This window comes from Mesorhizobium sp. M8A.F.Ca.ET.218.01.1.1 (assembly GCF_004791165.1).
Taxonomy (GTDB): Bacteria; Pseudomonadota; Alphaproteobacteria; order Rhizobiales; family Rhizobiaceae; genus Mesorhizobium.
This window is the reverse complement of sequence record NZ_SRUZ01000001.1, coordinates 378,403-393,496: the sequence shown is the minus strand read 5'-3', so window position 1 is coordinate 393,496 and position 15,094 is coordinate 378,403. Positions and strand designations below refer to the sequence as shown.

At 64.4% G+C, this 15,094-nt stretch carries 9 protein-coding genes; 5 read left to right on the top strand and 4 right to left on the bottom strand.

What is annotated here, in order from left to right; genetic code table 11:
* Positions 1-2 precede the first annotated feature (2 nt).
* The 4 genes from EN861_RS01905 to EN861_RS01890 all read right to left on the bottom strand — a co-directional run bounded on the left by EN861_RS01905 (position 3) and on the right by EN861_RS01890 (position 7,401).
* A complete protein-coding gene (locus EN861_RS01905; RefSeq protein ID WP_135862074.1) occupies positions 3-1,259 on the bottom strand; it encodes an Hsp70 family protein in 1,257 nt (418 codons plus the stop codon).
* Positions 1,260-1,429: 170 nt separating this feature from the next.
* Positions 1,430-2,218: a TIGR02186 family protein gene (locus tag EN861_RS01900; RefSeq protein ID WP_127280140.1), complete on the bottom strand. Its 789-nt coding sequence runs from the start codon at positions 2,216-2,218 to the stop codon at positions 1,430-1,432.
* The gene (locus EN861_RS01895; RefSeq protein WP_127280139.1) at positions 2,218-3,141 is read right to left on the bottom strand and encodes a sulfite exporter TauE/SafE family protein; all 924 of its coding nucleotides are present in this window, start codon (positions 3,139-3,141) and stop codon (positions 2,218-2,220) included. Before EN861_RS01895 ends, EN861_RS01900 begins: the two co-directional genes overlap by 1 nt.
* 192 nt (positions 3,142-3,333) lie before the next feature.
* On the bottom strand, positions 3,334-7,401 hold the full coding sequence (locus tag EN861_RS01890) for a peptidoglycan-binding protein (RefSeq protein ID WP_135862072.1): 4,068 nt from the start codon (positions 7,399-7,401) through the stop codon (positions 3,334-3,336).
* 453 nt (positions 7,402-7,854) lie between these two features.
* On the opposite strand from EN861_RS01890, the gene EN861_RS01885 reads away from it, so the two are divergent.
* From EN861_RS01885 to EN861_RS01865, 5 genes are all read left to right on the top strand, one after another.
* The gene (locus EN861_RS01885; protein ID WP_135862070.1) at positions 7,855-8,316 is read left to right on the top strand and encodes a MerR family DNA-binding transcriptional regulator; all 462 of its coding nucleotides are present in this window, start codon (positions 7,855-7,857) and stop codon (positions 8,314-8,316) included.
* Between the two features lie 271 nt (positions 8,317-8,587).
* Positions 8,588-10,399 (top strand): acyl-CoA dehydrogenase, encoded by a 1,812-nt coding sequence (locus tag EN861_RS01880; protein ID WP_135862068.1) that lies wholly within the window; start codon positions 8,588-8,590, stop codon positions 10,397-10,399.
* Between the two features lie 45 nt (positions 10,400-10,444).
* Positions 10,445-11,617, top strand: coding sequence for an acyl-CoA dehydrogenase family protein (locus EN861_RS01875; RefSeq protein ID WP_127279758.1), 1,173 nt, complete (start codon positions 10,445-10,447; stop codon positions 11,615-11,617).
* A gap of 34 nt (positions 11,618-11,651) precedes the next feature.
* On the top strand, positions 11,652-12,860 hold the full coding sequence (locus EN861_RS01870; RefSeq protein WP_027141981.1) for an acetyl-CoA C-acetyltransferase: 1,209 nt from the start codon (positions 11,652-11,654) through the stop codon (positions 12,858-12,860).
* Between the two features lie 13 nt (positions 12,861-12,873).
* On the top strand, positions 12,874-15,093 hold the full coding sequence (locus tag EN861_RS01865; RefSeq protein WP_135862066.1) for a 3-hydroxyacyl-CoA dehydrogenase NAD-binding domain-containing protein: 2,220 nt from the start codon (positions 12,874-12,876) through the stop codon (positions 15,091-15,093).
* Position 15,094 lies beyond the last annotated feature (1 nt).

Genomic DNA, 15,094 nt, shown 5'->3' with positions numbered 1-15,094 from the left:
GATCAGCCGAACTTCCGCTGCGCATCGAGTGCCAGGCCAAGCCCGACCGATCCGAACATGTCGCCGTCTATGACAGAAGCCTGCGGCACCAGCGACAGGATCTCTCGTCTTGCCAGCGGGATCGCGGTCGAGCCTCCCGTCAGGAACACGGCGGTGATGTCCGATGGCTTGACCTGAGCGTCGCGAATGGTCTGACCGACCGTTTCGGTGACCCGCTCGATATCTCGGGCAATCGTGGCCTCCAGCCCGTCGCGCGTGATCCCGGCGGCGAACGCCGCGTCAGGCAGCTTCACCGCCACCTCCGCCGATGACCTGTTGGTCAGTTCTATCTTGGCCTGTTCGACCAGCGCCGCCAGAGCGTGCCCGTAGCGGTGCTCGACGATGTGGATGAAGCGGTCGACCAGGTCGGCACGCACGGCCTCGTAACGGATCTGGCGGAGATGCGTCATCGCCTTGGCGGTATAGACCAGGTTGATGCGCTGCCATGTGGCGAGGTCGATGAAATAGCTGGCCGGCAGATTGCGCTTGCCGTCCTTGGTCGCGGAGAGGTAGCCGAGCTGCGGCATGACATGGGCGATGCTCAGCAACCGGTCGAAATCGGTGCCGCCGATATGGATGCCGCGGCTGGCCAGGATGTCGTCCTTGCGGTCGGTCGATCGCGAGCGCTCCGGCGAGACCCGCACGATCGAGAAGTCGGACGTGCCGCCGCCCATGTCGATGATCAGCGCCAGTTCCTCGCGCGTTACCTTCTGCTCGTAGTCGAGCGCCGCGGCAATCGGCTCGAACTGGAAAGCGATGTGCTTGAAACCCTGGGCACGGGCGGCCTTCTCGAGCTCGCCTTGCGCCTTCGCGTCGGCTTGCGCATCGTCATCGACGAATTGCACCGGGCGGCCGAGCACCACGCTTTCTACCACGCCGCCGGCGCCCTCTTCGAGCCGCGTCTTCAGATGGCCGATGAACAGGCCGATAATGTCGATGAAGCCGATCTGGCGCGCCTTGATACGCGTCTTCTCATGGGCGAGCGAACTGCCGAGCACGCTCTTCAGCGAGCGCATTAGGCGGCCTTCGATGCTGTCGGTATAATCGCCGATCGCGCGACGGCCGAAATAGGTGTGGCCGTCCTCGAAGTTGAAGAACACGGCACTTGGCAAGGTGGGCTGTTCGCCCTCCAGCGGGACCAGCCGCGCCTTGCCGTTCCGGATCACGCCCACCGCGGAATTGGACGTGCCGAAGTCGATGCCGCCGAATGCCCGATGCATTGCAGCCTCCTGTAATTGTTTCGTGGCGGCAAGACAGCGGCGATGCATCGCGCTGTCATCCGGAAGGCCGGACCGCTCTGGCGAATGGTATGTGCGTGTTTGCCCTTGGGCTGGGAGGCGGCGGTTTATCGCATGGTGGGGAAAAGGGGAACCCCTCTTTTCCCCGAGCGTCAATCTTTGCGGAACACCAGCCGGCCGAGCCAGCCGGTCACCATGGCCAGCGATATGGCGAACACGCCATAGAGGAACGAATAGTCGTGGGCGACGCGGAAGATCGATTGTTCGAAGCCCGACTTGCGGATTTCGAGTTGCGCCGAACTCTCCTTGATGAACAGGCCGCTCTTGAACAGGAAGGCGCGCGCCTTGTGCGTGCCGACCGGCACATTCGGCGCCAGCCTGACCGTGGCGCGAAACAGGTTCTGCGACAGGAATTGCACGCCACCGACATTCTCGCTGTAGAGGCCCGCGGCGGCCTTGCGCTCGCGCAGTGCCGCCGTGAATTCCTCGATCGTCGCCGGGCTGTCACCGGCATCGGCGGGCTGCATATAGAGGTTGGACGCGCCGAGCGACAATTGCTTGTAGCTGTTGGGTTCGGTGATGTCCTGCAGCGGCCGCGTCGTCGCCACCGAATAGGACACCGGCACATTCTCGAAGGTCTCTGAATCCAGATTGATCCAGACGCCCAGCACCCGGTCCTTGCGGCGCACCACCACCGGTTTGGGCGGCCCTTCGAGCACGACGATGACGTCGTAGCGGCCCTGGCGTGCCACCAGTGGGTCGGGATTTTCCAGCGAACCGAAAATGGTCAGGTCGGCGCCGGAAAAACCGGCGGTGATCGACACCGCGTCGGTGGAGAGGCCGATCTGGATGCCTTCCGTCAATGGCGTCTGCGCCTTCGCCGGCGGGGCGGCGGTCAGGGACAGGAGAGCGACGGTTGCGAGCGCCTTCATGCCTTTCATCAGTTGAGGCCCAAGCCGGACAACGAATAAAGGTTGGGCGGCGTGACGAACAGATCGATGGCGAGCCGGATCGCCACCGCCAGCACCAGCAGCGCCAGCAGGGCTCTCAATTGCTCGCCGCGCAGCCGCTGGCCGGCCTTGGCGCCATACTGTGCCCCGGCCACGCCGCCGGCCATCAAAAGGAAGGCCAGCATCACATCGACGGTCTGGTTGGTGGTGGCGTGGACCAGCGTCGTGTAGGCGGACGTGAAGATGATCTGGAACAGCGAGGTGCCGATGACGACATTGGTCGGCACTTTCAAGAGATAGATCAGCGCCGGCACCATGATGAAGCCGCCGCCGACGCCCATGATCGACGACAGGAACCCGATGCCGGCGCCAAGGCCGAGCACCGGAATGACGCTGACGAACAGTTTCGACGCGCGGAAGCGCATCTTCAGCGGCAAGCGATGGATCCAGTTGTGCTGGCCGGATTTCTTCAGCACCGGTGCCGCACCGCTGCGCGTGGCGCGCAACGCGCTGATGCTCTCGACCAGCATCAGCCCGCCGACGGTGCCGAGCAGCACGACGTAGAGCAGCGAGATGAACAGGTCGAGCTGGCCGAGCCTGCGCAGGAAGCCGAACACGTAGATGCCGGCGGTGGAACCGACGATGCCCCCGGCGAGCAGCACGCCGCCGAGCTTGAAGTCGAGCGTGCCTCGCTTCATGTGCGAAAGGACGCCGGAGACGGAAGAAGCGATGACCTGGTTGGCGCCGGTGGCGACCGCGATTGCCGGCGGGATGTTGTAGAAGATCAAGAGCGGCGTGATGAGAAAGCCGCCGCCCACCCCGAACATGCCCGACAGGAAGCCCACCGCGGCGCCCATGGCCAGCAGCACGAAGACGTTGACGGAAATTTCCGCGATCGGGAGATAGATGCCCACCCGTCAGTCTCGATCAGTTTGCCTGTCGGCGAATAAAGCCGTTGCGGGCAGTATCGCATCGAAAAGCCAATTTTGTCTTGCGCCGACGCGGCAGCGGGGTCAAACCCCGCCACCGCGCCGAAACAAAAAACAACTCAATCAGTTAACAGGCAAATGTATGGCAAGGGCGTCGTGGAAACGACGCTTCTGCCGTTATTTGCGCGCCAGCAATGCCTTGACCAGTTTCTCGTCGACCGCGCCGGTCGCCGGCAGCTTGTTGGCGGTCTGGAAAGCGATGATCGCGTTCTTGGTTTTCTCGCCCATCACGCCGTCGGCGCCGCCTGCGTCATAGCCGTTCTTGTTGAGGATGAGCTGGATATTCTTGACCGCCTTCTTCATGTCGATGCCGGCGGTCGTCTGCGGCGTGCCTTCCTGCCAGGATTCGGGAATGTCCACCGAATTGGCCGCGTTGAGCGGCTTGGCCTTCCACAATTCTGTCGCGGCGCGCGCCCGCTCGAGCTGCTCGGGCCGCAGCGCATTGGCGATCTCGTCGCGCTTGGCCGCGGCATCCTTGTCGCCGGTCTTGGCGACAAGCGCGAACCATTTATAGGACTCTTCCAGGTTCTGCTTCATGCCGACGCCCTTGGCGGCCAGGATACCGAGATTGAACTGGCTGTCCTTGACGCCGAGGTCGGCGGCCTCCTGGAACCAGTGCGCGGCCGATTCATTGTCGGTCACGCCGTCGGCGGCCATGGCGAACAGCACCGCCAGATTGTGCATGGCACTGGCGTTGCCCTGCGCGGCGGCGAGCTGGTACCAGGTCTTCGACTTCTTGATGTCGCGCGCGACGCCGATGCCCTTCTCGTAGAAATTGCCGATACGGTATTCGGCCGGCGCGAAGCCGAGTTCCGCCGATTTCTCGTACCATTTGGCGGCCGCCGGCATGTCTTCCTTGACGCCGCGCGACTCGGCGTAGCGCGAGCCGACCTCGAACAGTGCCTTGGCGTCGCCAGCGGCGGCGGCGTCACGCAAAGCAACGGGGCCGGCTTCGGCCGGGATGTCGAACTTGGTCGCGGCTGTCGCCGCCGGCTTGTCCATCGGCGCAACGGTGCCGGTCGTGTCGTTGGCCGTTGCCTCGGCGGCGGCCGTTGGCGCGGCTGATGCAGGTTGGGCATCGGCATCCGACGCCTGCGTACCGCTGGTGACGGCGGCTGGTGCCGGATCCGTTAAGGTAGGAGCAGCGGTCATCGGAGCAACAGGCGCCGGCGAGGCCGAAGCCATCGCGTCGGGAGCCATGGCCGGCGCGACGGGTGCTGGAGCGGGCTCGGCGGTAGGCGCGGGCATCGCGTCCGTATCCGACGGCATGGCCATGACGGTCTGCGCCGCCATGTCGTCCTTGCTTGGCGGCGCGGATTGTTCCGCCTGCCTGACGGTAGGGGCCGGCGCGCTGTCCGTCGCCACCGGTTGGACTTCGGTCTTAGGCTGGCTGGCGGTATCGACAGATGCCGTCTTCACCGGCTGCGAGGCGACGATGGGAGCCGCGTCGTTGCTTGCCACCTGGGCGGGATCCGAAAGAAACGCCTTGCCGAGCTGCAGGCCGGCAAGCGCCAGCATGATCGCTGCCGCCGCCATCAGGATCGGCTTGCGCCGCGCCTTGAGCAGGTCACCTATCCTGAGCGCCTTGACCGGGCCTTTCATCGTCGACTGGCGCTTCAGGGCGTCGGCCTCGGCCGCGGCCGCCTGCGCCGCGCGCCGGGCAGCGGCGATGAAATCCGATTTCGCGGCGTCGCTGTCGCCGGGCTTTGCCGGTTGTCCCCGCTCGTCGCGCACGCGCTTCATGATGGCATTGAGGTCGGGCGCGCCGGAGCCGGGCTCCAGCGGGCGGTTGGCGACTTTCGGGTCGAGCGGCTCGTCGAGATCGACACTCGGGATATCGGCGTCCGGCGCCGGGCCGGCCAGCGGCGGAACATCCGCCGCCTTCTTGCTCTTGAAGGCGCGCGCCAGCCCGCCGAACATCGACTTGCGGCCAGCAGGCTGGTCTTTTCTGGTGGTGGCGTCGGAACCGAGTGCGGCCATCGCGGCGGCGGCGGCGGCTTCCGCCGGCGAGCGCGCCCCCGGCCGGGCCGAAAAGCCCGATTCGACGTGCAGTGCCGGCTCGACTGACGAAGCAGGCTCGGCGCGCAATATGGCCGCGGCACGCGCGTCCAGATCGGCCATGTCGCCGGTCAGCGGCAGCGGCTCGTCCATGGTCATCGACGGCGCGTTCACCGCCATCTTGGACCGCCGTGCGCCACGCCAGCCGCCCGGTTCGGTCGGAGCCGCATCCAGCAGTTCGCTTACCGCTTCGGACGGGTCGCTGGTTTCCAGCGAACCCAGCCTGTCGACGATCTTGAGCAGTGTATCGTGAATGGCCTCGAAGGTGCGCGAATTGCGTTCGTCGGAACGCCGCGTCAATGTCTCCAGTGTCTTCAGATCCTGGGCGAGGCCGGAAACCGCGGCCGTATTGGTGCTCGTTCCGGCCAGCGAGCGCACGGCGTTCTCGGCTGCCTCGCGTGCGGCGCCGAGGATGGAATCGCGGGTCCCGGCCAGCGCTTTCTCGATTTCGTTGAGGCGCGGGCTGATGTCCTCGAAGTCCGGCAGCGGCGTGCTGGGCCTGGAAAGATGCGCCGACAGGCCGGCGACCTGAGCCTCCAGGCTGCGGATCAGCGCCGGATCAATGCCGGCCACCTGGGCCGCCGAGGCGTCCAGCCGGCTTGAGATATCCTCGAGCCGGCTTTCCAGCCCGCGGATCGCCGCCTCGCCGGCGGGATCGGGAGCGCGCGTTTCCATGCGCTTGGCCAGCGCGGTGAAGCGGGCATCGATGGCGTCCATGATGCCGGCGCTGTCGACCTGCGGCATGCTGCGCTGGTCCAGCCGGTCGGCAACCTCGTCCAGCCGGCGCTCGAGATCGCGAAACAGCATGTTGCCCTGTTCGATGGCGTCGCCCTGGCGACGCTCCATCATGCCCGACAGCACGTCGAAGCGCTGCTCCAGCCCGTGGAAGATGTAGTCGGCGTCGGGCATGGCCGGCGCCTGATCGATCTTGTCTGCGATCAGCGCGATCTGCTTGGCGAGCCGTTCCATCGCCTGCTCGGGCAGGTTGGCGCGGCCGGCGAGGTCATCGACCCGGCTCGACAGTGTGTTCAGCCGGTCGATCACGACATTGCCGGGACGGTCCTGCGCCACTTCCTCGATCTGCTGCGCGAGCGAGTCGATCCGCTTCTCGATGCGCTCGAAGGCTTCGTGGTCGATTGAATTCGCCTGTGCGGCGACTGTCGAGGCCACGATGGCGCGGGAAATCTCGTCCAGCCGCTCGTCGATCATGGCCAGCGTGCCGCCGCCGCGATTGTCCTGCTGGCTGGCGAAATGGTCGACCGCGCCGGCCAGCGTGCGGACCTTTTCCTCCAGCGAGCGCAGCGACAGCGATTCCGGCAGGTTGTTGACGGCGTTGCTGATCTGCTCCAGCCGGTCGGTCAAGGCCGCGAGGGCGGGATCGTCGGAGCGCTTGCGCTGGTCGGCGTCGACGCGGTCCTCGAAAGCCGTCCAGCGGCGGTCGAAATCGTCCCAGCGGCGGTCGACCTTCTGCACGCTCTCCTCGCGCGCCAGCGTGTCGAGCGCGGCCTTGACCTGCTCGAGCTCCAGCCGCAGCAGGTTGACGCTCCTGTCGTCACTCTTCTCCGACAGCGATTTGATGGCGCCGGAGAGCCGCTCGAATTCCACGCCGAGTTCGGCGCTGCCCTTGCCTGTCGCGCCGGGCTTGGCGTTCGCCTGGAAGGCGCGGTCGATGTCCTTGCGCAGCGCGTCGAATTCGCGCTGCAGCCCTGAAGTCACCTGGTGGCGCAGTTCCTCGCGCATGCCGCGCAGCTCGCCGGCGATCTTGCCGACCATGGCGACGCTGTCTTCCTGGCCGCGCACGCGGTCGATGTCGCGCGCGATCGCCTGATAATTCTGGTCGAAGGCGGGCGAAGGCGCCGGGTTCTGCGCACGCGGTGCCGGCTGCGGATCCTCATACCAGCGCTGCTGGGCTGTCGGCTGTGCGGCGGGATAACGCGGATCGGTGGCGGGGTAGCGCGGATCGGCGCCATATTGGCGAGGAACGGGCCGTGCCGTCGCGTCCTCACGCGTCTGCCCCAGGCGCTGCTCCAGGGTCTCCAGCGAGCGGTTCAGCTGCTCGAGCGTTGTCTGCGGCTTGCGCTGCCTGCCGGCATTGAGTGTATCGAGGTAGGACCGCTTGCTGTTCATCGGTGCGTCCGTCTTTCAGATTGGCCGGCTTGCGACCAGCTCCCCAAGTCCCTGCCGGAACGAGGCGACCGCGCTTGCATGCCACGGTGGAAGACAAGCTTCCCGGGTTTCACCCGCGCTCCGAAAAACCGTGAAAATTCGATACAGGATAACCACGGGTAGCCGACACGCGCACATTTCGCCCAACGTGGTAAACAACGCGTTAACCAAGCTTAAGAAGTTGCAAGGAAGTTGGCTGTCGCGACTTCCGGTGCGGCATAAAGCACCGTTCTCAGAACGCCCTTGCGTCATGAGGCGGCTATCGGTATAGAATTGACGTAAACGTAAATGGCGCACAACTGTGCTGTTTTGCGATTTGTTTGTTGAAACCACGGCCGGAAGCACGCCCCCGCTTCCAGTCAGGCGACGCATGGTCCAGGACCGCGACGCCACCAGACGGGGAAGCCAGTAACCATGAAGCTTATCTCGGCCGGCGAGACCGCGGCCAATACCAATAATGCATCCGTCGAAGCCGGCGAGGATCTCTCCCGCATCGGCGAAATGGCCAAAAAGTACGGCGTGACGCTGCGTACGCTGCGTTTCTACGAGGACAAGGGCCTGCTCAACCCGCAGCGCGACGGTTCGACCCGTCTCTATACGCGCCGCGACAAGGCCAGGCTGAAGCTGATCCTGCTCGGCCGCAAGGTCGGGTTCTCGCTGCGCGACGTCAAGCAGATGATGGACCTCTACGATCCGACCGGTTCCAACACCAAGCAGTTGCGCCTGGCGCTGGACAAGTCGGAGAAGCAGCTCGCTCGCCTGCAGAAGCAGCGGGCGCTGATCGACGACGCCATCAATGAGCTCAGCGGCTCGATGTCGGCGGTGCGTCAGATGTTGGCCGAGCGTTCGGTGCCGCAGGCGAGCGTCGCCAGCTAAGCCAGTCTGCTCACGCCGACCTGTCGGCCCTTCACCATCAAAGCCGCGTGGCCATGCCGCGCGGCTTTTCGCTATCTTTGGCCCGCTGTTTCATCCTGGCTTGCGCGATGCCGCAACGCTAGGCTCCGCGCGCCTGGCGGCGGAAATCTTGTCGCATCGAAAATATTGACGTTTACGCAAACGTCAATATTTGCTATTGCGGCTTCGACATTGGCCCGCTTGCCGCGCACGGCTTGATTTCGAGGCCTAATCCGCATGGTGGAGGAAAAGCATGCCGATCTACAGGGCCCCGGTCCAGGACACGCTGTTCGTGCTCAACGAAGTGCTGGGCTATCAGCGCTATTCGAACCTTCCCGGATTCGCCGACGCAACGCCCGACGTGCTGGAGGCAATTCTCGCCGAAGGGGCCAAGCTCGCCGAGAACGTCATGCATCCGCTCAATCGTGTCGGCGACATGGAAGGCTGCGTGCGCCATGACGACGGCTCGGTGACCACGCCCAAGGGCTTCAAGGAAGCGTTCGACCAGTATCGCGAAGGCGGCTGGATGGGTCTGGCGGCCCCCGTCGAGTTCGGCGGCCAGGGCCTGCCCTATGCCGTACACACGGCGGTGGCCGAATACATGGTGTCGGCCAACATGTCGCTGATGATGTATCCCGGCCTGACCCAGGGCGCGATCGCCGCCATCATCACCCACGGCACCGACGAGCAGAAGGCGACCTGGCTGCCCAGGATGGTCGAGGGCACCTGGACCGGCACCATGAACCTGACCGAGCCGCATTGCGGCACCGATCTCGGCCTGCTGCGCACCAAGGCGGTGCCGAACGGCGATGGCACCTACAAGATTTCAGGCCAGAAGATCTTCATCTCGGCCGGTGAGCACGACATGTCGGACAACATCGTCCATCTGGTGCTGGCCCGCATCGAAGGCGCACCGGAGGGCGTCAAGGGTATCTCGCTGTTCATCCTGCCGAAGCTCAAGCTCGACGCTTCGGGCAATCCCGGAACCAGAAACACCGTTTCCTGCGGTTCCATCGAGGAGAAGATGGGCATCCACGGCAATTCGACCTGCGTCATGAACTATGACGAGGCCGAAGGTACGCTGCTGGGCGAGGCCAATGGCGGCCTCAAGGCGATGTTCACGATGATGAACGAGGCCCGTCTCGGCGTTGGCCTGCAGGGCCTTTCGCTGTCGGAGATCGCCTACCAGAACGCAGTCGCCTACGCCAAGGACCGCTTGCAGGGCCGCTCGCTGTCAGGCCCGAAGGCGCCGGACAAGAAGGCCGACCCGATCATCGTTCATCCCGACATCCGCCGCTCGCTGATGACCATGAAGGCTTTCAACGAGGCCGGCCGCGCACTGGCACTGTGGACTGCGATCAAGTCCGACATCGCGCACCGCTCCGCCGACGACAAGGACCGCCAGGCGGCCGACGACTACACCGGCCTGATGACGCCGGTGGTCAAGGGCGTCCTGACTGACAAGGGCTTCGACCACGCCGTCATGGCGCAGCAGGTGTTCGGCGGCCACGGCTATATCGAAGAACACGGCATGAGCCAGTTCGTGCGCGATGCCCGCATCGCCATGATCTATGAAGGCGCCAACGGCATCCAGGCGCTCGACCTCGTCGGCCGCAAGCTCGGCTTGAACGGCGGCCGCGCCATCCAGGCCTTCTTCAAGGAGGTCGGCGAGTTCTGCGAGGAAAACCGCGCGGACGAGAAGATGGCGCCCCTCACCAAGGGTCTGAAGAAAGGCCTCAACGATTTGCAGGCGGCGACGATGTGGCTGCTGCAGAACGGTATGGCCAAGCCCGACAATGCCGGTGCGGCCTCGACCGACTACATGCATCTCTTCGGCCTCGTGGCGCTGGGTTACATGTGGGCGCAGATGGCCAAGGCGGCTCAGGGCAAGACCGGTGCCAACGGTTCCCAATCTTCCTCTAAAAACAACGTGGCTTTCTACGACAACAAGGTCGTGACGGCGCGCTTCTTCATGGAACGGATCATGCCGGAAACCTCGGCGCACCTCGCCCGTATTTCGAGCGGCGCCGATACGCTGATGGCCCTGCCGGCGGAAGCGTTCTAAACTCGGTCCCGCTAGCCTTCTATCTGTCGATACGCGGAGGAAATCGTGGCGACAAATCCCGCCGAAGTGCTCTCCTTGCCGAAACCAGCCTGGGCGGCCGACGAGGTCGGCATGCTCTACGACATGGCTACACGCTTCATGTCGGAGGAGATCGCACCGCGCTACGACGAGTTCGAGAAGAACGAGATGGTCGACCGCGAAAGCTGGCTGAAGGCCGGTTCCGCCGGCCTGCTCTGCGCCTCGATGCCGGAGGAATATGGTGGCTCGGGCGGCACCTTCGCGCATGAGAGCGCCATCATCGAGGCGATCGGCCATGTCGGCGTCGACGGTTTCGGCATCGGCCTGCACAATTCGATCGTGGCACCCTACATCCTTCACTACGGTTCGGAGGAGCAGAAGAAGAAATGGCTGCCCAAGCTCGCCACCGGCGAACTGATCGGCGCCATTGCCATGACGGAGCCCGGCGCCGGCTCCGACCTGCAAGGTGTCAAGACCCGTGCCGAGAAGGACGGCAACCAGTACAAGATCAACGGTTCCAAGACCTTCATCACCAACGGCCAGCTGGCGAACTTCATCATCGTCGTCACCAAGACCGATCCGGAGAAGGGCGCCAAGGGTACCTCGCTGATGATCGTCGAGACCGATGAGGTCGAAGGTTTTCAGCGCGGCCGCAACCTCGACAAGATCGGGCTGAAGGCCAACGACACCTCGGAACTGTTCTTCAACGATGTGCGTGTGCCGACCGCCAACCTGCTCGGCCATGAGGAGGGACAGGGCTTCGTCCAGCTCATGCAGCAATTGCCGCAGGAGCGGCTGCAGATCGGCACCGGGGCGATCGCCATGATCGAGCGGGCGCTGGCGCTGACCATCGACTACGTCAAGGAGCGCAAGGCCTTCGGCAAGGCGATCATCGACTTCCAGAACACCCAGTTCAAATTGGCCGAGCTGAAGACCGAGGCCACCATCGGCCGCGTCTTCTACAATGACTGCGTCACCCGTCACATCAATGGCGGCCTCGATCCGGTCACGGCCTCGATGGCCAAGTACTGGCTCTCCGACCTGCAGGGCAAAGTCGTCGACGAATGCCTTCAATTGCACGGCGGCTATGGCTACATGAATGAATATCCGATCGCCCGCATGTTCCGCGACGCTCGCGTCCAGCGCATCTACGGCGGCACCAACGAGATCATGAAATTGTTGATCGGACGCTCGCTCTGAGCAGCTCTCTTCAGCGAACCCAAGGAGCATGAAAATGGCCGAAGCTTATGTCTATGACGCCGTGCGCACGCCGCGCGGCAAGGGCAAGAAGGACGGATCGCTGCACGAGGTGCCGGCGGTGCGGCTCGCCGCCAGGACGCTCGAGGCACTGCGCGACCGCAATGGGCTGGACACCGGCACGGTCGACGACATCATCTTCGGCTGCGTCGACCCGGTCGGCGAGGCGGGCTCCGTCATTCCGCGCGCCGCCGCCTTCGAGGCCGGCTACGACACCAAGGCACCCGGCATGCAGATCTCGCGCTTCTGCGCCTCCGGGCTGGACGCCATCAATTTCGGCGCCGCCAAGATCGCGCAAGGCGCCGATGAAATCGTGATCGCCGGCGGCGTCGAATCGATGTCGCGCGTCGGCATGGGGATGTCCGGCGGCGCCTGGTTCATGGATCCTTCGGTCGGCCTGCCCGGCTGGTTCGTGCCGCAAGGCATTTCAGCCGACCTGATCGCCACCAAATACGGCTTCTCCCGCGACGACGTCGACGCCTACGCGGTCGAAAGCCAGAAGCGCGCCGCTAGATCCTGGGCTGATGGCCGCTTCAAGAATTCGGTCATCCCGATCAAGGACCAGAACGGTCTCACAATTCTCGACCATGACGAGCACATGCGGCCGTCGACCGACATGCAGTCGCTCGCCTCGCTCAACCCGTCCTTCGTCATGCCTGGTGAAATGGGCGGCTTCGACGCCGTGGCGGTGCAGAAGCATCCCGAGGTCGAGGAGGTCAACCACGTCCACCACGCCGGCAATTCGTCCGGCATCGTCGATGGCGCCGCCGCCGTGCTGCTAGGCTCGAAGAAGGCCGGCAAGGCCATGGGCCTCAAGCCGCGGGCCAGAATCCGCACCTTCGCCAACATCGGCTCCGAGCCGGTGCTGATGCTGACCGGCCCGGTCGACGTCACCGAAAAGCTGTTGAAGCGCGCCAAGATGAAGCTGTCGGATATCGACCTGTTCGAGCTCAACGAGGCCTTCGCCTCGGTCGTATTGCGCTACATGCAGGCCTTCGAGATCCCGCACGACAAGATCAACGTCAATGGCGGCGCCATCGCCATGGGCCATCCGCTCGGCGCCACCGGCGCGATGATCTTCGGCACCGTGCTTGACGAACTCGAGCGCCGCGACTTGAACACCGCGCTGGTAACGCTCTGCATCGGTGCCGGCATGGGCACCGCAACCATCATCGAACGCGTCTGACGGGGAGAGAACGATGAGCTACACCAATTTCACCCTCGACACCGACACCGACGGTATCGCGCTGGTCACCTGGAACAGCCCGGACCGCTCGATGAACGTCTTCACCGAAGAGGTGATGCGCGAGTTGAGCGCCATCGTCGACAAGGTGGCCGGCGATGCCGCCATCAAGGGCGCGGTGATCACCTCCGGCAAGGACAGCTTCTCCGGTGGCGCCGACATCACCCTGCTGCAGAAGATGCTGACCAGCTTCGCCACTGACAAGGTCAAGGACGTCCAAAAGGCGACCAAGGCGCTGTTCGACAATGCCGGCATCATGACCGGCCTGTTCCGCAAGCTGGAAACCTGCGGCAAGCCATGGGTCTCGGCGATCAACGGCACCTGCATGGGCGGCGCCTTCGAAATGTCGCTGGCCTGCCATGGCCGCGTCGCCGCCGACTCCGACAAGGTCAGGATGGCGCTCCCCGAGGTGAAGATCGGCATCTTCCCCGGTGCCGGCGGCACCCAGCGCGTGCCGCGGCTGACCGACCAGCAACAGGCGTTGCAGATGCTGACCTCCGGCCAGACGCTGTCGCCGCAAAAGGCGAAGTCGATGGGCCTGATCCATGAGATCGCCGAACCGGCGAAGCTGGTCGAGACTGCGAAGGCGATGATCAGGAACGGCCTCAAGCCGGTGGCGCCGTGGGACGAGAAGGGTTTCAAGCTGCCCGGCGGGCCGGTTTATTCTGCCGCCGGCGCCAATCTGTGGCCGCCTGCCATCGCCATCCTGCGCCGCGAGACCCATGGCAATTACCCGGCCGCCGCGGCGATCCTCAAATGTGTCTATGAGGGCCTGCTGGTGCCCTTCGACACCGCGCTCAGGATCGAGCAGCGCTATTTCACCGAGATCATGCAGACGAAGGAAGCGGCGGCGATGATCCGTTCGCTGTTCGTGTCGCTGCAGGAGCTGAACAAGGGCGCGCGCCGCCCGGCCGGCGTGCCGGACACCAAGTTCAGGAAGATCGGCATCCTCGGCGCCGGCTTCATGGGCGCGGGCATTGCCTATGTCACCGCCAAGGCCGGCATTCCGGTGGTTCTGCTCGATCGGGATATGGACTCGGCGCAGAAGGGCAAGGCGCATTCGGACAGCCTGGTCTCGGACCAGGTCAAGAAGGGCCGCGCCAAGCCCGAGGAGAAGGACAAGCTCCTGTCGCTGATCACGCCGACGGCGGACTATGCCGACCTCGCCGGCTGCGATCTCGTCGTCGAAGCGGTGTTCGAGGATTCCGCTGTCAAGAAAGCCGCCACCGAACAGGCGGAGGCCGTGCTCAAGTCGTCGGCGATCTTTGCCTCCAACACCTCGACCATCCCGATCACCGGTCTCGCCAAAAATTCGGCGCGGCCGAAGAATTTCATCGGCATCCACTTCTTCTCGCCGGTCGACAAGATGATGCTGGTCGAGATCATCCTGGGTAAGAAGACCGGCGACAAGGCGCTGGCCACGGCGATCGACTTCGTGCGCGCCATCAAGAAGACGCCGATCGTCGTCAACGACACGCGCGGCTTCTACGTCAACCGCTGCGTGCTGCGTTACATGTCGGAAGCTTACAAGATGCTGATAGAAGGCGTCCCGGCGCCGATGATCGAGAATGCCGCGAAGGCCGCCGGCATGCCGGTCGGCCCCTTGGCGCTGACCGACGAGACCGCCATCGACCTCGCCCAGAAGATCATGAAGCAGACCATCAGGGATCTCGGCGAAAAGGCCGTCGACCCCAGGCAGATGGCGCTGATCAACACCATGGTCGACGACCACGGCCGTTTCGGCCGCAAGAACGGCAAGGGTTTTTACGACTATCCGGCCAAGCCCGCCAAGAAGAAGCTGTGGCCGGGGTTGAAGGACCTCTATCCGCAGCTCGCGCCCGAGAAGGTCGACTATGAGGAGCTGCAGCAGCGCCTGCTGGTCACCATCGCGCTCGAAGCGGCACGGGTGATGGAAGAGGGTATCGTCACCGACCCGCGCGAAGCCGATGTCGGCTCGATCCTGGCCTTCGGCTTCGCGCCCTATACCGGCGGCGCACTGTCCTATATCGACGGGATCGGCGCCAAGCTGTTCGTCAAGATCGCCAAGGGGCTGCAGAAGAAGTACGGCGCCGTGTTCAAGGCGCCCAAGCTGCTCCTCGACATGGCCGAAAAAGGTGAGACCTTCTACGAACGCTTCGATCCCTATGCCAAGGGCGACGTGAAGCAGGCAGCCTGAT

Bases quoted from the DNA above. Each gene is read 5' to 3' on its own strand.
- EN861_RS01880 (WP_135862068.1), top strand. From the start codon at position 8,588: ATGCCGATCTACAGGGCCCCGGTCCAGGACACGCTGTTCGTGCTCAAC.
- EN861_RS01905 (WP_135862074.1), bottom strand. From the start codon at position 1,259: ATGCATCGGGCATTCGGCGGCATCGACTTCGGCACGTCCAATTCCGCG.
- EN861_RS01890 (WP_135862072.1), bottom strand. From the start codon at position 7,401: ATGAACAGCAAGCGGTCCTACCTCGATACACTCAATGCCGGCAGGCAG.
- EN861_RS01870 (WP_027141981.1), top strand. From the start codon at position 11,652: ATGGCCGAAGCTTATGTCTATGACGCCGTGCGCACGCCGCGCGGCAAG.
- EN861_RS01900 (WP_127280140.1), bottom strand. From the start codon at position 2,218: ATGAAAGGCATGAAGGCGCTCGCAACCGTCGCTCTCCTGTCCCTGACC.
- EN861_RS01865 (WP_135862066.1), top strand. From the start codon at position 12,874: ATGAGCTACACCAATTTCACCCTCGACACCGACACCGACGGTATCGCG.
- EN861_RS01885 (WP_135862070.1), top strand. From the start codon at position 7,855: ATGAAGCTTATCTCGGCCGGCGAGACCGCGGCCAATACCAATAATGCA.